24 protein-coding genes are annotated in these 24,136 nt (G+C 70.5%); 13 read left to right on the top strand and 11 right to left on the bottom strand.

Annotation, left to right across the window (positions count from 1 at the left end; genetic code table 11):
• The first annotated feature begins 8 nt into the window (after positions 1 to 8).
• A complete protein-coding gene (locus tag FZ046_RS21025; protein ID WP_070355893.1) occupies positions 9 to 779 on the top strand; it encodes a class I SAM-dependent methyltransferase in 771 nt (256 codons plus the stop codon).
• A gap of 8 nt (positions 780 to 787) precedes the next feature.
• On the opposite strand, the gene FZ046_RS21020 is transcribed toward FZ046_RS21025, so the two are convergent.
• A complete protein-coding gene (locus FZ046_RS21020; RefSeq protein WP_176749662.1) occupies positions 788 to 1,222 on the bottom strand; it encodes a pyridoxamine 5'-phosphate oxidase family protein in 435 nt (144 codons plus the stop codon).
• A 128-nt stretch (positions 1,223 to 1,350) separates the two neighbouring features.
• Between FZ046_RS21020 and FZ046_RS21015 the strand changes: the two genes are divergently transcribed.
• Positions 1,351 to 1,959: a class I SAM-dependent methyltransferase gene (locus tag FZ046_RS21015; RefSeq protein WP_083298556.1), complete on the top strand. Its 609-nt coding sequence runs from the start codon at positions 1,351 to 1,353 to the stop codon at positions 1,957 to 1,959.
• Between the two features lie 75 nt (positions 1,960 to 2,034).
• Entirely contained in the window at positions 2,035 to 2,892 is an 858-nt protein-coding gene (gene thiD / locus FZ046_RS21010) for a bifunctional hydroxymethylpyrimidine kinase/phosphomethylpyrimidine kinase (protein WP_070355895.1), read from the top strand.
• 39 nt (positions 2,893 to 2,931) lie between these two features.
• Here the strand turns inward: thiD and FZ046_RS21005 are convergent, their stop codons facing one another.
• Positions 2,932 to 5,166 (bottom strand): catalase, encoded by a 2,235-nt coding sequence (locus FZ046_RS21005; protein ID WP_070355896.1) that lies wholly within the window; start codon positions 5,164 to 5,166, stop codon positions 2,932 to 2,934.
• Between the two features lie 110 nt (positions 5,167 to 5,276).
• Positions 5,277 to 5,771 carry a GAF domain-containing protein gene (locus FZ046_RS21000; RefSeq protein ID WP_070355904.1) on the bottom strand — a complete coding sequence of 165 codons (495 nt, stop codon included), beginning with the start codon at positions 5,769 to 5,771 and terminating at the stop codon, positions 5,277 to 5,279.
• Positions 5,772 to 5,958: 187 nt separating this feature from the next.
• On the opposite strand from FZ046_RS21000, the gene FZ046_RS20995 reads away from it, so the two are divergent.
• A complete protein-coding gene (locus tag FZ046_RS20995) occupies positions 5,959 to 6,765 on the top strand; it encodes a helix-turn-helix transcriptional regulator (protein ID WP_246182828.1) in 807 nt (268 codons plus the stop codon).
• A gap of 85 nt (positions 6,766 to 6,850) precedes the next feature.
• A complete protein-coding gene (locus FZ046_RS20990; RefSeq protein WP_070355897.1) occupies positions 6,851 to 7,603 on the top strand; it encodes an SDR family NAD(P)-dependent oxidoreductase in 753 nt (250 codons plus the stop codon).
• 39 nt (positions 7,604 to 7,642) lie between these two features.
• On the opposite strand, the gene FZ046_RS27515 is transcribed toward FZ046_RS20990, so the two are convergent.
• Positions 7,643 to 7,792 carry a hypothetical protein gene (locus FZ046_RS27515; RefSeq protein ID WP_170292460.1) on the bottom strand — a complete coding sequence of 50 codons (150 nt, stop codon included), beginning with the start codon at positions 7,790 to 7,792 and terminating at the stop codon, positions 7,643 to 7,645.
• Between the two features lie 151 nt (positions 7,793 to 7,943).
• On the opposite strand from FZ046_RS27515, the gene FZ046_RS20985 reads away from it, so the two are divergent.
• A complete protein-coding gene (locus FZ046_RS20985) occupies positions 7,944 to 8,753 on the top strand; it encodes an LLM class F420-dependent oxidoreductase (protein WP_070355898.1) in 810 nt (269 codons plus the stop codon).
• Between the two features lie 4 nt (positions 8,754 to 8,757).
• Here FZ046_RS20985 and FZ046_RS20980 read toward each other — a convergent pair whose 3' ends face one another.
• On the bottom strand, positions 8,758 to 9,351 hold the full coding sequence (locus FZ046_RS20980) for a nuclear transport factor 2 family protein (protein WP_070355899.1): 594 nt from the start codon (positions 9,349 to 9,351) through the stop codon (positions 8,758 to 8,760).
• A gap of 63 nt (positions 9,352 to 9,414) precedes the next feature.
• A complete protein-coding gene (locus FZ046_RS20975) occupies positions 9,415 to 10,116 on the bottom strand; it encodes a helix-turn-helix transcriptional regulator (protein ID WP_070355900.1) in 702 nt (233 codons plus the stop codon).
• Positions 10,117 to 10,305: 189 nt separating this feature from the next.
• Here FZ046_RS20975 and FZ046_RS28190 point away from each other — a divergent pair, with 189 nt between their 5' ends.
• A complete protein-coding gene (locus FZ046_RS28190; protein WP_170292459.1) occupies positions 10,306 to 11,877 on the top strand; it encodes a PGRS repeat-containing protein in 1,572 nt (523 codons plus the stop codon).
• Here the strand turns inward: FZ046_RS28190 and FZ046_RS27700 are convergent.
• Complete coding sequence (locus FZ046_RS27700; RefSeq protein ID WP_070353745.1) at positions 11,874 to 12,173, bottom strand: MGMT family protein; 300 nt, start codon at positions 12,171 to 12,173, stop codon at positions 11,874 to 11,876. The two genes, FZ046_RS28190 and FZ046_RS27700, sit on opposite strands and share 4 nt — an antisense overlap.
• Positions 12,174 to 12,257: 84 nt before the next feature.
• On the opposite strand from FZ046_RS27700, the gene FZ046_RS27695 reads away from it, so the two are divergent.
• The 3 genes from FZ046_RS27695 to FZ046_RS20950 all read left to right on the top strand — a co-directional run bounded on the left by FZ046_RS27695 (position 12,258) and on the right by FZ046_RS20950 (position 15,387).
• Positions 12,258 to 13,229 carry an aldo/keto reductase gene (locus FZ046_RS27695; protein ID WP_070353746.1) on the top strand — a complete coding sequence of 324 codons (972 nt, stop codon included), beginning with the start codon at positions 12,258 to 12,260 and terminating at the stop codon, positions 13,227 to 13,229.
• A 54-nt stretch (positions 13,230 to 13,283) separates the two neighbouring features.
• Positions 13,284 to 14,099 (top strand): helix-turn-helix transcriptional regulator, encoded by an 816-nt coding sequence (locus tag FZ046_RS20955; protein WP_149484307.1) that lies wholly within the window; start codon positions 13,284 to 13,286, stop codon positions 14,097 to 14,099.
• 106 nt (positions 14,100 to 14,205) lie between these two features.
• Positions 14,206 to 15,387: a S1C family serine protease gene (locus tag FZ046_RS20950; RefSeq protein ID WP_070353747.1), complete on the top strand. Its 1,182-nt coding sequence runs from the start codon at positions 14,206 to 14,208 to the stop codon at positions 15,385 to 15,387.
• An 8-nt stretch (positions 15,388 to 15,395) separates the two neighbouring features.
• On the opposite strand, the gene FZ046_RS20945 is transcribed toward FZ046_RS20950, so the two are convergent.
• On the bottom strand, positions 15,396 to 16,433 hold the full coding sequence (locus tag FZ046_RS20945; RefSeq protein ID WP_070353748.1) for a zinc-dependent alcohol dehydrogenase family protein: 1,038 nt from the start codon (positions 16,431 to 16,433) through the stop codon (positions 15,396 to 15,398).
• A gap of 108 nt (positions 16,434 to 16,541) precedes the next feature.
• Here FZ046_RS20945 and FZ046_RS20940 point away from each other — a divergent pair, with 108 nt between their 5' ends.
• Positions 16,542 to 17,231, top strand: coding sequence for a hemerythrin domain-containing protein (locus tag FZ046_RS20940; protein ID WP_170292456.1), 690 nt, complete (start codon positions 16,542 to 16,544; stop codon positions 17,229 to 17,231).
• Here FZ046_RS20940 and FZ046_RS20935 read toward each other — a convergent pair.
• The gene (locus FZ046_RS20935; RefSeq protein ID WP_170292455.1) at positions 17,188 to 20,514 is read right to left on the bottom strand and encodes an ATP-binding protein; all 3,327 of its coding nucleotides are present in this window, start codon (positions 20,512 to 20,514) and stop codon (positions 17,188 to 17,190) included. The genes FZ046_RS20940 and FZ046_RS20935 overlap by 44 nt on opposite strands.
• Before the next feature lie 2 nt (positions 20,515 to 20,516).
• Positions 20,517 to 21,155, bottom strand: coding sequence for a TetR/AcrR family transcriptional regulator (locus FZ046_RS27495; protein ID WP_070353807.1), 639 nt, complete (start codon positions 21,153 to 21,155; stop codon positions 20,517 to 20,519).
• Positions 21,156 to 21,342: 187 nt separating this feature from the next.
• On the opposite strand from FZ046_RS27495, the gene FZ046_RS27490 reads away from it, so the two are divergent.
• Together FZ046_RS27490 and FZ046_RS20920 are read left to right on the top strand one after the other, a co-directional pair.
• The gene (locus tag FZ046_RS27490) at positions 21,343 to 21,657 is read left to right on the top strand and encodes a hypothetical protein (protein ID WP_211372252.1); all 315 of its coding nucleotides are present in this window, start codon (positions 21,343 to 21,345) and stop codon (positions 21,655 to 21,657) included.
• 173 nt (positions 21,658 to 21,830) lie between these two features.
• Positions 21,831 to 23,231, top strand: a complete 1,401-nt coding sequence (locus tag FZ046_RS20920; protein ID WP_070353751.1) for an alpha/beta hydrolase — start codon at positions 21,831 to 21,833, stop codon at positions 23,229 to 23,231.
• A 52-nt stretch (positions 23,232 to 23,283) separates the two neighbouring features.
• On the opposite strand, the gene FZ046_RS20915 is transcribed toward FZ046_RS20920, so the two are convergent.
• The gene (locus tag FZ046_RS20915) at positions 23,284 to 24,132 is read right to left on the bottom strand and encodes an NAD(P)-dependent oxidoreductase (protein WP_070353808.1); all 849 of its coding nucleotides are present in this window, start codon (positions 24,130 to 24,132) and stop codon (positions 23,284 to 23,286) included.
• Between the last annotated feature and the right edge of the window lie 4 nt (positions 24,133 to 24,136).

The following is a 24,136-nucleotide window of genomic DNA, read 5'->3' as shown; positions in this document are numbered from 1 at the left end:
CTGTGGGGGTGACTGACTGGAGCGGGTCCGACTACGTCGACGTCAGTGTCCTGCAGCGCACCATGATCGCAAAGGCGATGGCGCATCTTCGGTTCGAACCGGATGACTGGGTGCTCGACATCGGTTGTGGGGACGGCCATCTCACCGCCGAGATCGCCGGGATGGTCCCGTCCGGCGGTGCGGTGGGAGCCGACGCGTCGCCGCGGATGATCGACGTGGCGACGGCCTCCGTCGCGGGGGGCGACTCGACACCGCTCTTCGTAGTGGCCGACGCTCGCGCCCTGCCGTTCACGCAGTGCTTCGATGCGGCGGTGTCCTTCAACGCCCTGCACTGGGTGCCGCAACAGGGCGTGGCGCTGCGGCAGATCGCCGGCGTGGTCAAGCCCGGGGGCCGGATCACCGTGCAGATGGTGTGCGCGGGAGAACGCACCAGCCTCGAGGCCACGGCGATGTCGGTAGCCCACGACCGCGCGTGGCGCGACCGGTTCATCGGTTTGTCGGCGCCGTTCGTCCACGTCGCTCCGAGTGACTTTCGCGTCGTCGCGGAGACGGTGGGTCTTCGCGTCGACGACGTGACCGTGGCCGACGAGACGTGGCGATTCGATTCGCGCGAGGCCTTTCACCGCTGGTGCGCCGTCGGCTGCACGGCCTGGACCGATCGGCTCCCGGTGGACGAGCGCGACCGGTTCATTGCCGACGTGGTCGCCGCCTACGAGGCCGTCGTGGGCCGACCCGGCCTATTTCACTTCGCGCAGATGCGCGCGGATCTTCGCCGCTGACGTGGTGGTCAGGCGTCCTTCGTGTAGTCGACGCTGAGCCAGTGCTCGGGTCGCATCCGAAACAACAGCGACTCGGCGTCGGGATGGTCCTTGGCGAAGGACTCGGTGAAGGCGTTGCCGCCCTCCTCACCCAGGTAGCGAATGGCGATCGCGCGCATCGTGGCGTCGTCGGCGGTCTCGATGGACGTCACCGATCCTTCGGCGGTGACGTAGCGGTAGGGATAGCTCTCGTCCTGAGCAGTGATGGAGAAGCGCCCGGCCGCGGTGATCAGGCGAGCCTTGAGCGACCCCGCGAGGCTGGAGACGACAACCTCGCCGCCGGGTTCGTAGGCATACCAGATCGGTACGGACAACGGGGCGCGATCAGGGCGTTCGACGGCGATTACACCCACGTGCAGCTCGGCCAGGTACGTCTCACGTTCTGTGCTGGTCATCTTCGACATGATGAGACCAACCTCCTCTTCCCCGGCACGATTCCCGACCTCGGGCGCCGGCGGCCGACGGCGCGGCATGCTTGCCAGATCGGCAATCGCCTTTGCGCTCGATCCCCGGACACCGGCACGCTGGAGGCATGACGAATGACGGCGCCGCGTGGGACGAGCGGTACTCGCAGGAAGATCAGCTGTTCAGTGGGCGGCCGAACGGCGCCCTCGCTGCCGAGGTGGCGGGAATGGCTCCCGGCCGTGCACTCGACGTCGGCTGCGGAGAAGGCGGCGACACCGCCTGGCTGGTCGAGCACGGCTGGCGAGTGACGGCGCTCGACGTCTCTCGGGTGGCACTCGATCGCGCGAAGCGCAGCGTCGGCGCCGCGGCCGCCACGATCGAATGGGTGCATGCGGGCCTTCTGGAGGCAGGGCTCGCTCCGAGCGCCTTCGACCTCGTGTCCGCCCAATACCCGGCACTGCTCCGGACACCGACCAACGACGCTGAGCGCACGCTGATGGACGCCGTCGCCCCTGGCGGCACGCTGCTGGTCGTCCACCACGCCGACATCGACGTCGAAGCCGCGAGGACGCACGGCTTCGAACCCGCCGACTACGTGATGCCGGCCGACGTCGCAGCGCTGCTCGACGACGGTTGGGATGTCGAGGTCGATGAGCGCCGCCTCCGTGACGTGCCCGCTGGGGCTGGCTCGGGCCACACCCACGACGAGGTGTTGCGCGCGCGACGCGTCCGATAGCGCTGCGGGAGTCCGAGAGCGCAGCCGGGCGAAGGTGTGCGTGCGGGCCGTTCTCGACCCTTGTCACAATGAGCCATGGCCGAGAGCACTTCCCTCCCGATCACTCCGCTGGGACGGACACCGCACCGGGTCCTGACGATCGCCGGCTCCGATTCCGGCGGCAGCGCGGGCCTGCAGGCCGACCTGCGCGCCTTCGCGATGCTCGGCGTCCATGGGTGCGCGGCGGTGACGGCCGTCACCGTGCAGAACACGCTGGGCGTCAGAGAGTTTCACGAAGTTCCCATCGACGTCGTCGCGGGACAGATCAGCGCGGTGGCGTCCGACATCGGCATCGAAGCGGCCAAGACCGGGATGCTCGCGTCCAGGGAGATCATCAGGACCATCGTGGCGACCTGGACGTCCGAGGGGCTCGACGGGACCGTCCCTCTAGTTGTCGATCCAGTCTGCGCATCCAACGTCGGTGAGCCTCTTCTCCATCCGAATGCGCTCGACGCCATGCGCGAGGAACTGATCCCCCTGGCCACCCTGGTGACGCCCAACCTCGACGAAGTACGGCTCCTCGTCGGCATCGACGTGATCGACGACGACAGCCAGTACGCCGCCGCACGGGCTCTGCACGCGTTGGGGCCGCGGTGGGCTCTAGTCAAAGGTGGCCACCTGCGCGCCTCGCGGACGAGCTCCGACCTCTTGTTCGACGGCTCCGAGGTCCATCGGTTCACGGCGACGCGAATCGACACCCCCCACGATCACGGTGCGGGAGACAATCTCGCCGCAGCGATCACCGCCGCGCTCGCGCACGGTCACTCGGTGCCCGAGGCGGTCCGTTTCGGCAAGTCGTGGGTCACCGACTGCATCCGCGGTGCCTACCCCCTGGGCGGGGGCCACGGCCCGGTCAACGGCATGGCCCGATTGTCTCGGTCCACGGAGTGCTGACACCGCGGTCACGCGATGAGACGTGCCACCACGTTCGGGTCAGACGCCGACGGTGCGCCCCCAGACCCGATGCTCGCCGAGGCTGTCGATGAGCGACGCGGCCAACGTCGAGGCTTCCGAACCGCTGAGGACGCCCTCGGCGCCGTCGGCCACCCCTGCCCGCGCCAGGAGGTCGCTGCCCTGCGGCAACACCGCGATCCCCTTGAAGTGCCGGAACACCTCGTCGACGAGGATCTTGGCCTGCACGGTGGCCGGCGAGCCCGCGATCACCAGAGCGTCGAACTCGATCGACCGCGCAGTCGCGTACGTCCGCGAGATCGGCACACTGCCGCCCTCGTGACTCAGCGTGCCGCCGTGCGGCGCGATCACCAGGGGCACCAACTTCGCTGCACCGAGCGCATCCACCACCGTCGACACGTCACCGAGGTCGGAATCCGGGCCGACGAGGACGCCGATGTTGCGGCCGTCGGCCGGCCAGCGCTGGCCCAGCTGAGACACCGCCGGGCTCAACGCGGTCGGCTCGGTAGGTGCCACGGTGGGGGCAGGCGGCTCGAGACCCAGTCCGGCGGCGACCGTCGCGCACAGCTCGGCGTCGATGTTCGCCAGAACCGCAAGCTGCCGCTCCTTGATCGCCTGCTCGTAGCACTTGCCCAGTTCGAAGGTGTACGCGTCGGCGACGTGAGCCTGCTCGACGGGGGTCAGGCTGCGGTAGAACATCGTCACCTGGCTGAAGTGGTCGTCGTAGGAGGCCGGTGCCCCACGCAGTTTCGTCGACTCCGCGACGACCGCCGGCGCCTCGATGAACGCGCCGGTATCCGCGCCGGCGAAGAACGGGCATCCGCCGTCCAGCGAATTCGGCTTGTACGGCGCCACTCCCGGATGCACGCCGTGCTGGTGGAAGCCGTCGCGAAGCATGTCGTTCACGGGTGCATGCGGGCGATTGATCGGGATCTGACCGAAGTTCGGCCCGCCCAGCCTGCTGAGCTGGGTGTCGAGGTAGGAGAACAGCCGCGCCTGCAGCAGCGGGTCATCGGTGACGTCGATGCCGGGCACCAGATGCCCCGGGTGAAACGCGACCTGCTCGGTCTCGGCGAAGTAGTTCGTGGGATTGCGGTTGAGCTGCATGGTGCCGATCACCTGCACCGGTGCCAGCTCCTCGGGCACGATCTTGGTGGGGTCGAGCAGGTCGATGCCCTCGAACATCTGGTCCGGGGAGTCCGGGAGCACCTGCACGCCGAGGTCCCATTCGGGATAGGCGCCCTTCTCGATCGCGTCGGCGAGGTCGCGTCGATGCAGGTCCGGATCCATTCCGGCGGCGATCTGCGCCTCTTCCCACACCAAGGAGTGCACGCCGAGTCGTGGCTTCCAATGGAACTTGACCAGCGACGTCGACCCGTCCGGGCCGGTCAGCCGGAAGGTGTGCACGCCGAAGCCCTCCATCATCCGGTAGGACCGCGGGATGCCCCGATCGGACATGTTCCACATGGTGTGCGCCTGCGCCTCGGTATGCAGGGAGACGAAGTCCCAGAACGTGTCGTGCGCACTCTGAGCCTGCGGGATCTCACGGTCGGGATGCGGTTTGGCGGCGTGGACGACGTCGGGGAACTTGATGCCGTCCTGGACGAAGAACACCGGGATGTTATTGCCGACGAGGTCGAACGTGCCCTCGTCGGTGTAGAACTTGGTCGCGAAGCCGCGGGTGTCACGCACCGTGTCGGCCGATCCCCGGGACCCGAGCACCGTCGAGAAGCGCACGAACACGTCGGTTTCTGCGCCCGACTTCAGGAACCCGGCCATGCTGATCTTCTCCGCGGCACCGTTGGCATGGAAGACGCCGTGCGCCGCCGCGCCGCGGGCGTGCACCGCACGCTCGGGGATGCGCTCGTGGTCGAAGTGGGTGATCTTCTCGCGCAGATGGTGATCCTGCAGCAACGTCGGTCCGCGTTGCCCGGCCTTCAACGAGTGGTCGGTGTCGTAGAGGCGTGCACCCTGGGCGGTGGTGAGGTACTCCCCCTGCTGTCCGCGTGCGGTCTGGCCACCGCCAACACCGAGGCCGGTGGCCGTGCGCAGATCCGGTCCGCCCTGATCCGGCTTCGGCGGCAACGCCGCACGAGCGCTGGTCGGTTCGTCGAAGGGCGCCGGCTCCGGGGCCGGTGCGCCCGGAACGTACTTCGGGCTGTGTTGCTGCAGCCGCTCGGCAGCCTCCACGACCTTGTCCTTGGCGTCCTTGACGACGCTCTTGATGGTCTCCTTGGCTCCGCGGTCGGTGGCCATTGCATCCCCTCTGCACGCAGCGGGCACCGTCGGATGGGCTCGCTTGGATCGACCGCCCGACTTCCCCGTGGGCACCGACCTAAACGCGGGCGGGAGGTCCGCGCCGATCCCTACCCGAGCGCGTCGCCGTCACGCGCGACGATGTCCTCGACCTTCTTGCGCACCGCAGCGAGTTCGGCGCGTTCCTCGTCGGAGTACTCACGCGCCGAGTCGTCCAGCACGCAGACGGTGCCGACGACGCGTCCCGTGCTGTCGTGCACCGCCATGCCCAGGTAATTGGACAACCCGAATTCGGTCTCGTCCTCGTTGCCGGCGAACGTCTCGTCTGCCCGGGAATCCTTGACGTACAACGTGTCGTCGGAGTCCACGACGCGCTCGCAGTACAGCGGGACCCGATCGTCTGAGGCAAGGGCCTTCTGGCCAGCCGCGCCCACGGTGTAGTGCTTGGTCGCTTCGCCCGCGGTCGCGGCCACCACCATCGACGCCGGGTCGGATCGCATCACCAGCACGGACTTGACGCCCAGGCGAGCCGCCAGCGCATCCAGATCACCGGTCAGCGGTGCCAGCGACGGCGTGGAATCAGTGGCGAAAGGTTCTGAGGTCACGGCTTCATTGTTCGTGTGCGCGGCGGGCCGCACAACTCCGTCACCTCGGATCCCGCCTTTCATTCCGTTTCCCCGGCGCTCGGCCGGGGGCGTCCTCGCCCACGCCCGCCGCCGACGTCCTCCGAAGTAGCCTTGGCTCGTGGCGGACCCTGGTATTGGTGACTTCATCAGGGCCAAGCGCGCGGCCGTGTCTCCAGCTGACGTCGGCCTGCCGTCCGGCGGTGCACGCCGGGTGAGCGGCCTCCGCAGGGAGGAGGTCGCCGTCATCTGTGGGATCAGCGTGGACTACTACACCCGCATCGAGCAGGGACGCGAACACCACCCGTCCGCGAACGTCACCGAAGCGCTGGCACGAGGGTTGCGAATGAACGCGGACGAGCGACTGCATCTCTACGCGTTGGCCGGCCTCGCCAGCCCGCGATCCAATTCACCGGCGGAGTGCCACGTCAGCCCCGAACTCCAACGTCTCATCGGCTCGTGGCCGACGAACCCCGCCGTCATCCTGGACGAGCTGATGAACGTGGTGGCCCGAAACCGACTCTGGCGGTTGCTGTACAGCGGCTACGGCGACGAGGACAACATGGCGAGGATGACGTTCCTTCACCCACACGGTCGAGCGTTCCATGCCGATTGGTCCCGTGCAGCGCAGGCAACGGTGGCCAATCTTCGCGCCGTCACGGGACGCGATGCGTCGCGCGCGGACGCAGCCGCGCTGATCGAGCAACTGTCCGAGGGAAGTTCGGATTTTCGGAGGTTGTGGGCTCAACAGGATGTGCGGGGCAAGACGCACGAACCGAAGGAGTTCCGGCACCCCCGGGTCGGTCCGCTCACGCTGACCTACCACGCCTTCGACGTCCGCGGCGCGCCCGGGCAGCAGCTATTGGTGTACGAGGCCGAGCCGGGGAGCGAGAGTGCCGCCGCGCTCGCACTGCTGAGCAGTTTCGACGACCCGGCTCGCACACCCGGACGCGCCGGGTGGCCCTGTCACACCTAGCCAACTCAGGGCCTGCCCACCTGCTCCTCCGCTGCCTACGGTCGATGGTCGTTCCCGAAACCTCTAGGACGCGGAAGGAAGGCCCATGGGGAAGCTGTCGACGAAGGTCGCGCTCATCACCGGAGCCACCGGCGGCATCGGTAGCGCCACGGCACGGCTGTTCGCAGCGGAAGGTGCGCGCCTCATCGTCGCCGATCTCGACCGTGAGAGCGTCGACGCGTTGGTCGACGAGCTGACGTCGGCAGGTGCGGAGGCCGTCGGGTGCGAGTTGGACGTGACCGATGCGTCGTCCTGGACTGCCGCGGTGCAGGCCGGGATGGAACGGTTCGGACGCCTCGACGTACTCATCAACGTTGCCGGCGTGGTGAGGTGGCACGGAGTCGAGGACACCGATGAAGCCACGTGGGCCCACGTGATCGCGGTCAACCAGACCGGCACGTGGCTGGGCATGAAGGCTGCTCTCCCCGCGCTGCGCGAATCTGGCGTTGCCTCCATCGTCAACACCTCGTCGGTCCTCGGCATCATCGGAGGTGGCGGTGCGGCTGCGTACCACGCGTCGAAGGGCGCGGTTCGACTGCTCACGAAGACAGCGGCGGTTGAATACGCCACTCACGGTGTCCGGGTCAACTCCATTCACCCCGGCGTGATCGAAACCCCCATGATTCAGGAGATCCTCGATGCCGAGGGAGAGCAGCAGCGCGACATCCAGCGCACACCGATGAAGCGCTCGGGAACGGCCGCCGAAATCGCGGCCGGAATGCTCTTCCTCGCCTCGGATGACTCCTCGTTCATGACGGGAGCCGAACTCGTCATCGACGGCGGCCTGACGGCCCACTGACCGTCCGTCCCGAGGACCAAAGCAGGACCGTGTGGCTGGTCAGCGGCGCTCGTTGATGTCTCCGGGATGAGGGACGTTGTCCTCGTCGACGTACGGCGAGTGTTCGGTGTCGATGCCCTCGTGGTCGCGTGGTCCCTCATTGGGCCCCTGGTTCTCGATGGCGTCCGTGGCGTCGCTGGGCATCGTCATCTCCGGTGATCCTTCTTTCCTGTCGCGGATGAGGTGTGGGGGGTGCCCGGTTCGCGTGGTGTCGAATCACCCGGGTGCTCGGACTCGGAATAAAACCGCGACCGGTGACCTTGGCTCGAGAGTCGCCCCTTCCTCCGACTCAGGAGCTTCCATGACCCGTCCCGTTCGCGTCGCCGTGCAGATCCAGCCCGGTGGCACGCCCGACTACGCCACGTGGCGCGACGCCGTCGTCGCCGCCGACGACCTCGGCGTCGACGTGATCTTCGGCTACGACCACTTCCACTTCCCGGCGATGGAGGGCATCGTCGACGGCAAGCCGATTCTGACCGAGGACCAACCGGACGTCCCGAACTTCGAGGGCTGGACGGCGCTCGCATCGTGGGGCGAGATCACCTCGCACGCCGAGATCGGGTTGTTGGTCACCGGCGTCGGCTACCGCAACCCGGACCTGCTCGCCGACATGGCTCGCACTGTCGACCACATCAGCGGCGGCCGACTCATCCTGGGCCTGGGCGCGGGCTGGTACGAGAAGGACTACACGACCTACGGATACGAATTCGGGACGTTCGCTTCGCGATTCGATCTGTTCGACGAGAGCTTGATCCGCATCGAGAACCGACTCGCCGCCCTCAACCCGCCGCCCGTGCGGAAGTTGCCGATCCTCATCGGCGGCACCGGACCGAAGCGCTCGCTGCCCGCGATCGCCCGCCACGCCGACATCTGGCACGCGTTCCAGGGTCTCGACGCGTTCCGCACGTCCAGCGAGCGCGTCGACGAACTGGCGGCGTCGTTCGGTCGCAACGGCGCCGACATCGAACGCTCGACGCTATGGGAGAACGGCGAGAGCGCCGACGCCTTCCGCGAGGCCGGCGTCACGCTCTTCCAGACCGAACTCACCGCCAAGAACGGGTACGACCTGGGGTCGCTGAAGGAGGTCCTGGCGTGGCGGGACAACGGCTGAGCGCTCAGTAGCGGAACGCTCGCTTCCCGGTCACCGACCAGATCGGTTCCACGGTGCCATCGCCGACGGCGAGCAGGTCGACGCCACCCGCACCGTCGGAGGTGGTGCGCAACATGGCGATTCGGCCACTCCGTGCATCGATGATCAACCGTCGGTGCACGGAGTGTCCCATCGTCACCGCCCAGCGAGACGCGGCCGTCGCAAGGGTGTCGCGGTCATGGACGTCGCCGAGCGGCTGGTCTTGCGCATCGCGGTGCGGTCCGACGAACGTCCAGTTCTCTCGAACTCGGTTGTGTGACAACGCGTTCACGTCGATACCGGTCACCACGGTTCCGTCGGGAGACGTGGCATCCCACAGATAGGCGAACATGTCGTCGTCGGCCACGTAGAGGCGCGGGCGGAAGACGTTCCCGATCTGGGTTTGAGCCGTTCTGACGAATGCTTCCTGCGCTGCCGGGCCGACGACGGCATCGAGGTCGGGCCCGCCGGACCACCACTGCACGCAGTCGTCGGTCATCAGCTGGTGTGCCAGCGCCGCGTCCTCGTTCCACATGCGGCACCACGTCGTGGTCAGTTCGGTGATTCCGTCGATGTCCATGACAATCACTGTTCCAAGCCGAGGCGACAGCGTCGTGTCGGTGTTCGGCGTCACATTCATTCGTCAGCGCTCGAGTGGACTGGCGTCGATGCGGTCGAGTTCCGCGCTGAACTCGAGTTCACGTGCCGGGGCGTGCTCGTCGCTCAACGTCGCAGCGGCGATGCGGGCGAGGTGGAAGCCGCGAACGCCGGAACGCAGCCGACACCAGCCGGCGAGATACCACCCGACCGGTGACCACAACAGACCGAGCGGCTCGACGTCGCGGGACGTTCGCGCCCCGTCCCGGCCGACGTAGTCGAGATGAACCACCCGCTCGGTCGCGACGGCCTCCGTCACGGTCTCGCTGATCCTGGCCGCGGTTCGCGGCGATTCGTCCTCGCCGAGCGTGTGCACCCGCGCAGCCAGCGCCTCCTCGCGACGCCGCACGTCGGCCGGAAGGACCGCCAGCACCTTCTGCGCGGCGACACGCGCCGAGGACGCGAAGGGCGAGTCGCCGATCGAGCGCAAGGAGACGCTAATCGCCAGCGCCTCGGGCGCGGTGAGCGTCACCGGAGGCAGCGTGCGCTCGCGGTCGAGGAAGTACCCGCCGGCGCGTCCCACTCCCCCTCGGATCGCCACGCCAGAGTCACGCAGTGCCGTCAGGTCGCGCTCGATGGTGCGGGTGCTGATCTCGAATCGCCGCGCGAGCCAGGCAGCAGTGCGCGGTCGCGGTGACACCGCGCGCAGTTCCTCGACGATGGCGTAGAGACGGTCCGAGCGGCTCACCGGCCGAGCCTATGCAGGGGCAAGTCCGGACGTCGTCGGTCCCGTCGGAGGGCATTGCAGTAGTCCCGTCGCCAATTTGCAGTAGTGCAAATGGCCGTATTGGCCGTGACGGCGCGACATACTCGGCCCGGCACGTCGCTGCCATTGCCGCCTTCGGCACACGGATCACCACCACCTTGGAGTTCACCCATGGCTCGTCATGCCGCCCACTCGTCGAACTGGAACACCACCGCGCTGGCCGGCGCGCTGCTGGCGTGCGGGATGGTCGTCGCCGGTCCCGTGGCCATCGCGTGGGCCGACGGCCCTCCCGTCGACACCGCATCGGCGGATCAGACCGACCCGTGGTGGATCGGCGACGCCCACGAACCGCGCCTGGGGCAGGCGGCGGCCGTCGAGCGGGTCGCCGTTCTCGCGCCGCTGCCACGTCCGGCGGTCTGCGGCTTGATCTGCAACGGTGCCGACGGCACCGAGGACGCCCCCGACGGCCAGGGCGGTGGTCTGCTCTTCGGCAACGGCGGCAACGGGTGGACCAGCACCGTCGCCGGACGGGACGGCGGCAACGGCGGCAGCGGTGGATGGTTCTTCGGCAGCGGCGGCACCGGGGGTAACGGCGTAGACGCCACCGCGACCACCGCGGCCACCAAAGGGGGCAACGGCGGTGACGCCGGCCTGATCGCCGGCAGCGGCGGCAATGGGGGCCGAGGCGGGAACGGCCGAACCGGTGTCAACGCGGTCAACCCCGATACCCCGACCATGCGCGCTTCCGATGGCGTCAGCGTCGGCGACGGCAACGGTTACAACGGCCGCAGCGCCGTCGACGCAGGAGCGGGCCTCGCGGGTTCCACCGGTCAGAACGGCGGCAACGGCGGTTCCATCGGCGCCAACAACGGCAAGAACGTCGTCGGCGGCACGAGCGTCGGCGGCAATGCCGGTGCCGGAGGCGCGGGGGGAGACGGCGGCGGCCGAGGTGGCGACGGCGGAGGCATCGGCCGTGACAACGGCGCAGCGCTCTTCTACGGCGGCCGCGGCAACGGGGGCAATGCCGGTGACGGTGGACCGGGCGGCTCCGGTGGCGGAGCCGGCGGCACCGGGGGCGCCATCGCGGACTACAACGGCTACGGGTTCGGCGCGACCGGCAAGGGCGGCAATGCCGGTGCGGGCGGCGCCGGCGGTGCCGGAACGACTGGCGGCGCCGGGACCGCGGGTGGCCAGGGTGGCGCGGGCGGCCGCGGCGGGCTGTTGACCGGCAGCGGCGGCAACGGTGGAGCCGGCGGCGGCGGTGGTGACGGTGGCAGCGGCGCGGTCGGCGGCAGCGGTGGTTCCGGCGGAGCCATCGGTCCTGATAACGCCGACACCGGCAACGGCACCGGTGAATCTTTGCAGGCCGGCAACGCGGGTGCGGGCGGTCGCGGCGGTACGGGCGGCACTGGTGGGGTCGGCGGAAGCGGTGGCACGGGTGGCGCCGGCGGCGGCAGCGGACTCTTCGGGTCGAGCGGACGCGGAGGCGACGGCGGTGCGTCGGGCTCCGGCGGCACCGGCGGCACGGGCGGTCAGGGCGGCAACGGAGGCTCGATCGGCGCCAACAACAACGGGGGCCTTCCGGGCGTCAAGGGCGCGGGCGGAGCGGGCGGCCAGGGTGGCGCGACCGGTACCCCGGGACAGGGCGGCACCGGGAGCGGCGGCCACGGCGCCACCGGCGGCAGCGGGACGTCGGGGGGCGCGGGCGCGTCGGGTGCTTCGGGGTCCGACGGCACGGGTTAGTCCGGCCACCACCGCGCGGCGGCAACGTCGACGATCCCCCGTCGCAGCGGCGTGCCCTCGTAGAGCCATTGCGTCTGCGCTTCGATCATCAGGTGCGGCGGCAGCGTCCCGTTGGCGCGGACCACGCGCCACCACGTCACCGCCGCGCCGTCGCGAGCCATGACTCCCCCGACACCGCGCGGTCCGCCGCGCTGCAGGAACTCGGCGATGTCGCCGTAGGTCATGACCCGGCCCGGCGGGATGTCGTCGACGACCTCGAGCACCGCGTCGGCGAAGTCGTCGTGCCCGTCGCTCACGACGTCATTCGTAGCACCGTGCCGACGGTGGGTGGGTGTACTGCGCCCATCCTGAGGCGACGGGACGTGACTACCGTCGACGTCATGATCACGCGTGTCGCGCTCGGCGGCCTGGAAGTCTCGGCCCAGGGCCTGGGCTGCATGGGGATGAGTGAGTACTACGGGGCGACCGACTGGGACACCAGCATCGCCACGATCGGCCACGCGATCGACATCGGGATCACATTCTTCGACACCGCCGACCAGTACGGCGCCGGCCACAACGAGGTGCTCGTCGGACGCGGGATCGCCGGCCGGCGGGACGACGTCCAGATCGCCACCAAGTTCGGCATCGACCGCAGCGGCGGTGACGACGCCCGGGTGCACCGTGGCGATCCGCCCTACGTGAAACGGTCGTGTGACGCCTCGTTGCTGCGCTTGGGTGTCGACCACATCGATCTCTACTACCTGCACCGGCCGCCGCAAAACGCCGAGATCGAGGACACCGTCGGTGCGATGGCCGAACTCGTCGAGGCCGGCAAGGTCCGGTACCTCGGTCTCAGCGAGGTCAGCGCCGAGCTGCTGCGCCGAGCGCATGCGGTGCATCCGATCGCGGCCGTGCAGAGCGAGTACTCGCTGTGGACGAGGGACGTCGAGCAGGTAACCCCCGTGATGGCCGAGCTGGGCATTGGGCTGGTGCCCTACGCCCCCCTCGGACGGGGCTTCCTCACCGGCGCCGTGCAGGCCGCGGCCCTGGAGCCGAACGACTTTCGCGCCCGCAATCCGCGGTTCACCGGCGACGCCGGCCAGCAGAACCAAGTCATCGCCGACACCGTGCGCGGCGTCGCCGAGCGGCTCGGTGTCTCAGCGGCGCAGGTCGCCCTGGCCTGGGTTTACGCTCAGGCGCCTCGTTTGGGCCTCCCGGTGGTCCCCATCCCCGGAACCCGCCGCGCCGAACGGCTCGACCAGAACGTCGCATCTCTCGACGTCGAACTCGACGACGACGCGCTCGACGAACTGCAGCCCCTCAGCGATCGGGTGACGGGCGGACGCTACGCCGACCGCGGCGTGCGCTGACACGTCGTCGCTTCCCGGCGCCGAGCCCCAGGCGCCCGACTAGCATGGACGGCCATGTCGGGCAACGATCTCGGCGAGTATCTGCGCTCGCGTCGCGCCGCGGTGTCCCCCGCGGAGGTGGGGTTACCGAACGGCGGACGTCGCCGCGTGAGCGGCTTGCGGCGACCGGAAGTCGCTGCCCTCGCTGGAATCAACGTCGATTACTACACCCGGCTGGAACAGGGGCGGGAGCGCCGCCCGTCCCCCCAGGTCGTCGACGCGCTGGCGACCGCGCTCACTCTCCACGACGACGCTCGCCACCACCTGTTCCGGCTGGCGGGGCTCACCCCGCGAGAGCGCCGAGACGGGGATACGGACGTCGATCCGGCCCTGCTCAGCCTGCTCGACACGTGGCCGCACAACCCCGCCTTCGTCTACGACCGCGCCTACGACGTACTGGCCGGCAACGAGTCGGCCAATGCCCTGTTCCCGCAGTGGGCGAGGTCGGCGAACATGTTGCACGCCGTGTTCACCGACCCCGATGCCAAGCGCTTCTACGTCGACTGGCCGGTCGTCGCCCGCGACGCCGTGGCGGACTTCCGGCACGGACTCGGCGTGGCGCCCGATGACGCCCGCATCCTCCGGGTCCGTGACGAACTGCTCGCCGCGAGCCCGGAATTCGCCGAGCTGTGGGTGCGCAACGACGTGCGACGAAAGTCCCGCAATCGCAAGTCGTTTCACCATCCTCACGTCGGCGCGTTGACGCTGACGGTGCACACGTTCGACGTCCGGTCGAGTCCCGGCCAGGAACTCGTCGTGTACCACGCCGACCCCGGATCGCCGAGCGCCGCAGCTCTGCGGCAACTCACGGCGTCGTCGCGAACCACCTGAGCGTCGATCCGTTTCTGGGGGTACGCCGAACTGGTTCTCAGTCGCGTCTCAGTGGGAGTCGGCACGGTGGAGTCACATTCGCGGCGCGACGAAGGGAACGACAGCGATGACGACTCCGCCACCCCATGTCCACCAGGTATTCCGGCAGGAGTCGCACCGGAGGCCACCGGCCCGCAGGAAGGCCCGTCACGGTGCCGTTCTGGTGGGCGCCGTCGCGCTGGCCGTCGCGGGCGGCGGCGCGGGCGCGGCCGCCGCAGTGGCCTACACCCAGCACGAGCGACCGACCCCCACGCAGCCACCCGCCGCGACCGCGCCATCCGTGCGACCGGCAGCGGGGCCGACCCGCGGATCGATCGAGGACGTCGCCGCGAAGGTGATGCCCAGCGTCGTGAAGCTGACGATCGTCACTGGCGAGGGGGGTGACGAGGGGTCGGGCATCGTGCTCAGCTCCGACGGGCTGATCCTGACGAACAATCACGTCGTGGCACCGGCCACGGGTGGTGACGGTCCGCAGACGCAGCCGGCTGCGCTGGAGGGTGGCGACGTCACCAGGACGGTGACGTTCTCCGACGGCCGCTCCGCGCCGTTCAGCATCGTCGGCACCGACCCCACCGGCGACCTCGCCGTCGTGCGCGCCGACGGAGTGACGGGGCTGACGCCGATCACCGTCGGCTCGTCGAAGGACGTCCGTATCGGTCAGCAGGTGGTGGCGATCGGCTCGCCGCTGGGACTGCAGGGCACCGTCACGAAGGGCATCGTCAGCGCGGTCAACCGCCCGGTGACGGCGGGCGACGGTCCCACCCCCGCCGTCCTCGACGCGCTGCAGACCGACGCGGCGATCAACCCCGGGAACTCCGGCGGCCCCCTGGTCGACATGAACGGAAACCTGATCGGCGTCAACTCCGCCGGTGCCAGCCTGGGCTCCGGAGCGAGTTCGGGCTCGATCGGGCTCGGCTTCGCGATCCCGTCCGACCAGGCCAAGCGCATCGCCGACGAACTCATCGCGACGGGCACCGCCGGCCACGGTGCGCTGGGGGTCCAGTTGGGCGACAGCCACGGCGACGCCGCGGGCGCCACGATCGCCGCCGTCTCGGCCGACGGTCCGGCCGCCAAGGTCGGCCTGCCGAGCGGTGCCGTGATCACCAAGGTGGACGACCAGGTCATCGATGGCCCGGAAGCGCTTGCCGCCGCAGTGAAGTCGAAGGCCCCGGGTGAGACCGTGACGCTCACCTACCGCGACGGCTCCGGCGCGCTCCGCACGACCCAGGTCACCCTCGGCGCGGCCTGACTCGGACGTCAGCGCCGGGGGTCGGCGATGGTGATACCCGCCGTCGGGGCGGTATCGACCAGAGGCAGTTCGACGGCCGCGTCCTCGAGCCCGATCGTCCGCGAGACCAGGTCCTGTGGCCGAAGTTCGCCGCGGTCGATCATCGCCAGCATCGACGGGTAGTCGACCGCCGCCATCCCATGACTGCCGCGGAGGTCGAGTTCCCAGGCGATCACGCGGTCCATCGGCACCCGCGGGTGACCGTCGACCGGCGGGAGCAGGCCCACTTGCACGTGGCGGCCTTGGCGCCGGAGAGCGTGAATGGCGGTGTAACAGGCGATCTCGCTGCCGACCGCATCCATGGCGACGTCGCTGCCGCGGCCGGTGATCTCGTGGACGCGTGCCGCGACGTCGCCATCGTCGGCGAGCACGACGTGATCCGCACCGGCGGATCGTGCGATCTCCAATGCGGCCGCGCTGCGGTCGACCGCGATCACGCGTGCGCCCAGCGCCGTGCCGATCATGACGGCGCTCAGGCCCACTCCGCCCGCCCCGACCACCGTCAGCCACTCCGCCGCACTCAGGGCGGCACGGTCGGTGAGCGCACGGTAGGCGGTGGCGAACCGGCAGCCCAGGCTCGCCGCGGCGGCGTAGGACACTGCGTCGGGGATGGCCACGAGATTGGTGTCCGCCGCCGGCAGTGCGACGTACTCCGCGAAGGAACCCCAGTACGTGAAGCCGGGCTGCTCCTGGCGAGGACAGACCTGCGCGTTGCCGGAGCGGCACCACTCACACGTGCCACAACCCGACACGAACGGCACGGTGACCCGGTCCCCCGGCGTCCACCGCTCGACGCCGGCGCCGACGGCGTGCACGACCCCGGCCAGCTCGTGTCCGGGAACGTGCGGCAGGGTCACGGCCTCGTGTCCCGCCCAGGCGTGCCAATCGCTGCGGCACAGCCCGGTGGCGTGCACCGCGACGACCACCCCGCCGTCCGGCGGCGTCGGATCCGCGACGTGGCGCACCTCGAGCCGGCCACCGAAGCGGTCCATCACCACTGCGCGCATCGGCCCAGCCTAGGCGCCGCCCGGCCCGCCAAGTCGGCGCCAAGTCGGTGGCAAGTGCCGCGGGACATCGTCATGGTCGTCAGCACGACGTCCACGAGGAGCCCCGCAGTGAACACCGAACCCGCCGCCACCCGGCAGTCCCACACCACGATCGACGCGGCCGTCCCCGACGTCCTCGGCATGCAGATCGCCCACCGGGTGATGCTGCGCGACCTCGACCGCGCCACGGGCATGGCGATGGCGATGGCCGACGGCGGCGTGCCCGTCACCCGCCGGCGTGCGCGCGCCTTCGTCCGTTACCTGGGACTGATGGCCGAGTCCATTCACCACCATCACCGGGCCGAGGACGACGTCCTCTGGCCGGTCATCGAGCAGCGCGCCGGATCGCACATCGACCTGACGGCACTGACCGAGGACCACGAAGCGCTCGACCCCAAGCTCGACGGTTTGCGAAACGCCGTGTCGCAGTTCGGCTCCGATGCGTCTCGTCGGACGGCCGGCGTCCTCGCGTCGCGACTGGTGGAGGTGCGGACCATGCTCGTCGAGCACATCGCCGAGGAAGAACGCGATACGTTCCCGGTCATCCGCTGCTACCTGTCCGTGGCCGACTGGCGGGACGTCGAGAACCGCATCCGCAAGCACGGCGCCCGCATGAGCTTCGAACTGCCGCGCATCGCCGCGGCCGTCACCCCGGCGGAACTGGGCAGGCTCAAGGCGGACGCCGGCCCGATGATCGACGTCCTGCTGTTCTTCGTCAGGCCGGGGTATCGCCGGATGGAGAAGGCGATCTGGGGGTGACGCCGACGGCGGCGAGGTCGGCCGCGAGCCGGGCACGCACCTCGTCGGCGTCGGCACGGTGCCGTGCGGCGTCGGCCGGGCGGCCGGTCGCGTCGGCCAGCAGCGCCAGGGCATCGTCGACCGGTCCGAAGGCCACCGATCCCGAGTCGATGCCGGCGACCCGGCCCGCCCAGGGCAGCAGTTCGGCGTACGCGGAGCGGCACGCCTCAGTGTCGCCGACGCCCACCGCGGCGCGGACGAACAACGCCATGCGAGCCAGCCAATAGTAGTTGCGCCGCACCGGGGTACGCGTCGCCCAGCGGGCGCGAGCCTCGTCGAGCCGTCCGGCGTCGAGCAGGCACAGCACCAGCGCCTCGATCATCGCGTCGGGATACACGTCGTGCATCGCGACCATCGTGTCGGTCAGTGGCGACGTGTCCCCGTGCGCGAACGCGAGCACCAGCTCGAAGACGACGGCCGCCTCGGCGGCATTGGTCATCCCGGTCGCCGCCATCCGCCGCGCCAGGCGGCGGTATGCCTCCTGGGCGTCGTCGAGTCGGCCGGCAAGAACGCTGAGCACCGCGCGGTACACCTCGACGACCTGTACCAGCGCCGCCAACTGACCGCTCGTGGACTTCTCGACCGCGAGGTCGGCCTGCCGGACGGCCTCGACGAGATCGGTGCGGGCCGAGGCGCAGAGGAACAGGAACCAGTGGGCCAGCGCCTCGTAGCCGAGGAGACCGTGCCCACGCGACACGTCGAGCAGTTCCGTCGCGAGGGTTTCGCGCTCGGCGACCAGATCGGGTCCCAGCGAGAGGTAGGCCCGGGCGTTCAGTGCGGCGCACAGCGTCGTCGGGTCGCCCGAGCCGCGTGCGATCGCCACGGCCTCCTCCGACCAGGCGAGGACCTCGCCCATTCCATGGGCCGCCGCGTCGTTCTCCGTCTCGAAGATCAACGCCACCAGCAGCCACACCCTGGTCGAGGCATCGACGTCCGGGTGCTGAGCCAGGGCGCGCCGCAGGGGCTGCTCGAGATCGTCGTCGCTGTCGCCGAATCCACGGACGGTCCACGAGATCGGCACCCGGTAGGCCGTCAGCGCCTGCAGTAGTAGGTCGTCGTCACCGACCGCGCTCGCGAGGTGCACGGCACGGGCGCGGGCGGGACGGGCCCGGTCGACTGCGCCGGCCTGTGCCGCTGCGCGCGTGAGCTGGATCAGCATCGCCACGCGAGCATCGACCGGCACGCCATGGTCGGCCAGGTCCGCCGTTTCGACCGCCGCCGCCGCGAGGTGCATGGCCTCCGCCGGAGCGTTGAGGTCCAAAGCCCGTGCGGCAGCGGCTGATGCGAGCGCCGCCGCGTCGGCGGCGGTGGCCGCGGTGGCGGCAGCCAGGGCGTGATGGGCGAGGGTCGCGACGTCCGGGGCCGGCATCGCGCGCAGTTCGGCCAGCGCCGTGGCATGCCAGCGGGCGCGGCGCAGCCGGGGGGTGTCCTCGTAGAGCGTCTCCCGGACGAGCGCGTGGGTGAAGCGCACCCGGCCCGGTCCGGGTTCGCCGAGGAGGCCGGCCAGCACGGCGGCCTCGAGACCGTCGAGGACCTCGTCCTCGGCGTGGCGCGCCATGCGGATCAGTAGGTCGACGTCCACTTCCCGACCGAGCACCGCGGCTTGCTGCAGCACCGTTCGCGCGGATCCGGGAAGGCGATCGATCCTGCGGCGCAACACGTCCCGCACACCGGCCGGCACGGCGACGGTGGCGGCCTGGCCTCCTTCGGCGGCGACGAGCCGGATCAACTCCGTCACGAACAGCGGGTTGCCGCCGGTGCGGTCGATGACCGCGTCGACGACGTCGGGCTCGCGCTCCAGGCCCGCCTCCGGTGCGTATTCGCGCATCAGGACGACGACGCCGTTTCGGTTCAAGCCGCCGAGGTCGAGCCGGTCCAGGGTCACCGGGGCCAGGGCGGCGAAGGTCGCGGTCAGATCTGTGGTGGCCTCGGCGCCGCGGTGGGCGCCGAGCACCAGGATGGGACGGTCGGCGAGGTCGTGGGCCAGGTGGCGCAACACCTGCAGCGTCGCGCCGTCGGCCCGGTGCAGGTCGTCGAGGACGATCAGGAGCGGCCCCCGCGTGGTCGTCGTGCGCAGCACCTCGTCGATCGCCACGGCGAGGTCGAATGCCGACCCGGCGCCGGGCGTCGTCGCCTCGCCGAGGGATTGCACGACCTCCGACCACGCCCACGCCGGCGGGGCACCGTCGACCTCGGGACAGCGTCCCCGCGCAAAGGCGAAGCCCCGGGCCGTCAATCGCTCGGCCGCCACGGCCGCCAGCGTGGTCTTCCCCGCACCCGCGTCGGCGCCCACCCACACCGCACCGAAACCTCGTGCCACCACCGCGTCCGCGGCTGCGTCGATGCGACGCAGTTCGGCGGAGCGGCCGACGAGCGTGGCTCGATGACGGTCGTCGTGCCCGCTGCGTGGCGGGGCGGTAGTCGCGGCGCGCGATGATGCGGAAGTCGCCGCCGCTGGGTTCGCGGCCGGTCCCAGCAGGGCTGCGGACTGGGTGAGGATGTCGCTCTCGAGGGCGCGCAGCGCCGGCCCGGGTTCCACGCCGAGGTCATCGGCCAACCGCCGGCGGGCGGCGCGCAGGTGGGCCAGCGCGTCGCCTTGGCGCCCCGCGCGATAGAGGGCCATGGCGAGGAGCCGGACGGCCTCCTCGCGCAGCGGCTCGTCGGCGACATGGCGCTCCAGTTCGCCGAGCAGCGCCACGTCCCACCCGAGGTCCAGACCGGTGGCGGCGTAACGCTCGACCGCCGCAGCCCGCAGCCCCGTCAGGCGGACCGATGCCGTGGCGGCCCACTCCGCGTCCACGAACTCGGGCAGCACGGCACCGGTCCAGCAGTCCAGCGCCGCCCGCAGCAGCCGAGCCCGCGAGTCGGCGTCGGCCGCGGCGTCGGCGTCGCGCAGCAGCGCCTCGAAGCGCCAGGCGTCGACCGCGTCGGTCGGGAGCCGCAGGGCGTATCCGGGCGGCGAGCTGACGAGGATGCGCGCCGGTGTGCGGCGGGGCCGGTCGGGTTCGAGCGCGCGACGGAGATGGGACACGTGCGCCTGCAGGCCGCCGAGCGCCTTCGGTGGTGGCTCACCGGACCAGATGTCGTCGATGAGGCGGTCCGTCGACACCACGTCCCCGCCGGCGACGGCGAGGCGGGCGAGGACGGCGCGGGACTGCGGTCCCCGCAGATCGATCGGCGCCTCGCCGCGGTGCACGGTGAGCGGCCCGAACAGCCCGATGCGGATCCCGCTCGTCGACGTCACGGTCATCGGCGATGGCGCGCCAGGAACAGCGCCACCGCTTCGTCGACGACCCTCGCGCACCGACCCTCGTCGAGGGGTGGTGCGGAGGTCACGACCAGCCGTTCGAGCACGACCTCGCCGAGGATGACGTCGAGGAATGCGGTGGCGGCCAACTCGGGGTCGTCGATGGCGAAGTCGGGGTGCTCGCTCAGCCGTTCGACGTAGCGCGTCACCGCCCGACGGGCCGGAGCGCGACCGTTGTGCAGGAAGCTCTCGCCCAGTTCGGGAAACCGCGCGCTTTCCCAGATCACCAGGCGAAGCAGCGCAACGGCCTCCGGCGGTGCCCAGAACGCGGCGATGGCGCGCCCAATCTCGCGCAGGACCACCTCGGGCGGCCGCGCTTCCACGGTGCTGCCGGTGAGGGCGTCGAGGGTCATGCGCTCCCACGCACGTGCCATGGTCGCGTCGAACAGCGCCTTCTTGCTGGCGAATTGGTTGTAGAGGGTGCGCCGCGCGACACCGGACCGAAGGGCGATCTCATCCATGCTCGTCTGCTCGTAGCCCCGCTCGAGGAACACCCGTTTGGCCGTCCGCAGGATGACGTCGCGGGTGGTCTCCGGTCGAGACGCGGTGCCGGAGTCCTCGGTCGCAGCGCTGGCCATGGGCTCACGGTACGTCGCGCGGTGCCGCGCCTGCGACATCGGAGGCGCGGTGTCGTGGTGGACACTCCCCGGGGTCCGCCAGCCGACGCGTTCTCCCGCGCACCCTCGTCGCGGTGGTGAATTGCAGACGCGCCGTGGCTCCGTCGAATGACGTTCCGGTGACCGGCGAGCGCCGACGCGGTGACGAGTGGCCACCTGGGTTATTCGAACGACCATGTCGAAGACCTTGATCGTTGCCCTTTCCGCCGTCACGTTGTCACTCGGTGCGGTCACCGGGGCGGCCGCCGGCTCGAGCGTTGAATCTCTTGCCGGGCCGGGCACCGCTGCGAACGGATGCACCAACGCCACCGGTGGTAGCGGGAGCAACAACAACGGCTCCGTCCCGGGCGGTACCGGCACGGGCGCCAACGGCGGTACCGCGGGCGGCGCCGGCGTCGTCACTCCGCCGCAGGGCATCGGCGGTAGCGCCGCCGGCGATGCGGGAGGCAACACCGGCTGCTGACCGCGGTCACCACTGCGGATCGGCGGCGCGCACGAACCACACGGCCCGTCGTCGGCCGGCACGTTCATCGGACGTCTCATCCGGCCCGAGCGCTGCGACGGCGGTGCGCACCGCCCATGCCAGCGCCGCCTCGCCTGCCCGGCGCCGTCCCCGCTGCTCGGTACGGTGGCTGCATGCGGGCAGCTGCAGCGGGTGTGCTGGACGCCGGCAGCATCTCGCTGCTGTCGGGGTGGCTGCCGGTCGCTGCGCAGGTCGTCGCGATCGCTCTGGTGGTGCTCGCGACCGGCTGGCGGACGCGGCGCTGGCGGCTGACCTGCGTGCCGCTCGCGGTCGGCGTAGGAGTCCTGACCGCCGGTGCCACGTACGCCTACGTCGAGACCTCGGGCATCTCCGGCGACGTCCCGGCGCCCACATCGCTCTACGCGTGGGTGGCGTTGAGCGGGTTTGCGGTCGGCGTCGTGGGGTTGGGCTGGCTCCGCACTCCGTGGTGGCGCCGGCTGACGTCGGTGCTGTCGGTCGTCGCGGCGCTGCTGTGCGTCGCGCTGGCGTTGAACGTGTGGACCGGCTACGTGCCCACCGTCGGCAGCGGGTGGGATCAGGTGACGGGCAAGCCCCTGGTGGGCGAGATCGACGAGCGGACGGCGCTCGACATGCGGCTGCGCGGCGAGAAACCCGCCGAGGGCGGCGCGATCGTGTCGATCAGCACCCCGGACGACGCGTCGGGGTTCCTTCACCGCGAGGAACTGGTCTACCTTCCGCCGGCATGGTTCACCAGCCCGCCGCCGACGTTGCCCGCCGTGGTCATGATCGGCGGCCAGCTGGGCACGCCCGCCGACTGGTTCCGGGCGGGCGGCGCCAAGCACGTCATCGACGACTTCGCGGCCGCACACGACGGCTACGCGCCGGTGTTCGTCTTCCCCGACGTCGCCGGGGACTTCACCAACGACACCGAATGCGTCAACAGCTCGCGTGGGAACGCCGCCGACCACGTGATCCGCGAGGTCATCCCCTTCGTCACGTCGCACTTCGCCGTCAGCCGCGACCGCGCGAACTGGGGCGTCGCCGGCTGGTCGATGGGCGGTACCTGCGCGGTGACACTCGCGGCGAAGTACCCCGACTCCTTCGGCGCCTTCCTCGACATCGACGGCGACGCGTTCCCCAATGCCGGTGAGTCCGAGCAGGACACCATCGACCGGCTCTTCGGCGGCGATGCCGCGGCGTTCCGGTCGTGGGACCCGGCGCTGGTGATGGCGGCGCACGGGCCCTATCCCCCGATGGCGGGATGGATCAACGTCTCCGAGGACACCGAGACGATCCTGCGCACGGCGGCTGCGCAGGCCGGGACCGACCCCGGACCGCGGCCCTATCCGGGGAACCGCACGACGATCGCCAACTACCTGTGCCGCGTCGCGAGCAGCAACGGCATCGACTGCTCGGTGGTCAGCATCCCCGGCGAGCACGACTGGCCCTCCGGCGCCAAGGCGTTCACGGCGGCGCTGCCCTGGCTCGCGGGGGCGGTGGGCAGTCCCGACGCGCCGAAGGTTCCGCTACCGGGCGTGCCGCCGCGTTCCTGAGACGCGGTCCAGGAAACCGGCAACCGGCAACCGGCAGCCACCCGCAGCCGCCCTAGTAACCGAAGTAGACAGCGGCCATGTCGTCGTTCCCGTGACCGGCCGCACTGGCGGCGTCGAAGGCGGCACGTACGCCGTCGATCAGGGCCGTCGACACGCGCGCGTCGGTGATGGCCTCGCGGATGAGCCCGACGTCCTTGCGGACACCGTCGACGCTGAATTGCGGCGCGTAGGCGTCGTCGATGATCGCCGCGCCCTTCATCTGCAGATAGGGCGAGCCGGCGGCCGACCCGTCGAACGCCTCCAGCATCAAGCGCTGGTCCACGCCGAGGCCCTTGGCGAGCGCCATCGACTGCCCGACGGCCGCGGCGAGGGCGCCGATCCACGCGTTGCAGACCAGCTTCAGTTTCGAGCCCTCGCCGGGTTCGGTGCCCACCCAGATCGTCTTGCTCGCCATGGCGTCGAACGCCGGCTGGACGCGGTCGCGCAACCCTGGATCGCCCGACGCCAACATGACGAGTTTGCCCTGCTCCGCGGGCGCCTTCGTCCCGAGCACCGGACAGTCGAGGAAGGCCACGCCGTGGTGGGCGGCGAGCGCCGCCGTCTGCGACGCGCCCTCGACGCCGACGGTCGCACACTGGACGAACACCGCACCGTCGCGAACGTGCGGCAACACGGTGTTCATGACGTCGAGGGTGGCCGCCGTGTCGAACAGCATCGCCACCACGACGTCGGCGTCGGCGACGGCCGCCACCGGATCCAGGGCGACGGTCGCGCCGTCGTCGGCAAGCGGCTCGGATCGCTCGGCGGTGCGGTTCCACACCATCACCTCGACGCCCTCGCGCAGCAGCGACTGCGCCATGCCGGCGCCCATGGCGCCCGTACCCAGAACCGTGACTCGCATGACC

Source organism: Mycolicibacterium grossiae (genome assembly GCF_008329645.1).
GTDB lineage: Bacteria > Actinomycetota > Actinomycetes > Mycobacteriales > Mycobacteriaceae > Mycobacterium > Mycobacterium grossiae.
The sequence above is the reverse complement of the archived record's forward strand: the minus strand, read 5'-3'. Positions and strand labels throughout refer to the sequence as shown.

Bases quoted from the DNA above. Each gene is read 5' to 3' on its own strand.
- FZ046_RS21020 (WP_176749662.1), bottom strand. From the start codon at position 1,222: ATGTCGAAGATGACCAGCACAGAACGTGAGACGTACCTGGCCGAGCTG.
- FZ046_RS21015 (WP_083298556.1), top strand. From the start codon at position 1,351: ATGACGAATGACGGCGCCGCGTGGGACGAGCGGTACTCGCAGGAAGAT.
- thiD (WP_070355895.1), top strand. From the start codon at position 2,035: ATGGCCGAGAGCACTTCCCTCCCGATCACTCCGCTGGGACGGACACCG.
- FZ046_RS21005 (WP_070355896.1), bottom strand. From the start codon at position 5,166: ATGGCCACCGACCGCGGAGCCAAGGAGACCATCAAGAGCGTCGTCAAG.
- FZ046_RS20990 (WP_070355897.1), top strand. From the start codon at position 6,851: ATGGGGAAGCTGTCGACGAAGGTCGCGCTCATCACCGGAGCCACCGGC.
- FZ046_RS27515 (WP_170292460.1), bottom strand. From the start codon at position 7,792: ATGACGATGCCCAGCGACGCCACGGACGCCATCGAGAACCAGGGGCCC.
- FZ046_RS20985 (WP_070355898.1), top strand. From the start codon at position 7,944: ATGACCCGTCCCGTTCGCGTCGCCGTGCAGATCCAGCCCGGTGGCACG.
- FZ046_RS20980 (WP_070355899.1), bottom strand. From the start codon at position 9,351: ATGGACATCGACGGAATCACCGAACTGACCACGACGTGGTGCCGCATG.
- FZ046_RS28190 (WP_170292459.1), top strand. From the start codon at position 10,306: ATGGCTCGTCATGCCGCCCACTCGTCGAACTGGAACACCACCGCGCTG.
- FZ046_RS27695 (WP_070353746.1), top strand. From the start codon at position 12,258: ATGATCACGCGTGTCGCGCTCGGCGGCCTGGAAGTCTCGGCCCAGGGC.
- FZ046_RS20955 (WP_149484307.1), top strand. From the start codon at position 13,284: ATGTCGGGCAACGATCTCGGCGAGTATCTGCGCTCGCGTCGCGCCGCG.
- FZ046_RS20950 (WP_070353747.1), top strand. From the start codon at position 14,206: ATGACGACTCCGCCACCCCATGTCCACCAGGTATTCCGGCAGGAGTCG.
- FZ046_RS20945 (WP_070353748.1), bottom strand. From the start codon at position 16,433: ATGCGCGCAGTGGTGATGGACCGCTTCGGTGGCCGGCTCGAGGTGCGC.
- FZ046_RS27495 (WP_070353807.1), bottom strand. From the start codon at position 21,155: ATGGCCAGCGCTGCGACCGAGGACTCCGGCACCGCGTCTCGACCGGAG.
- FZ046_RS20920 (WP_070353751.1), top strand. From the start codon at position 21,831: ATGCGGGCAGCTGCAGCGGGTGTGCTGGACGCCGGCAGCATCTCGCTG.
- FZ046_RS20915 (WP_070353808.1), bottom strand. From the start codon at position 24,132: ATGCGAGTCACGGTTCTGGGTACGGGCGCCATGGGCGCCGGCATGGCG.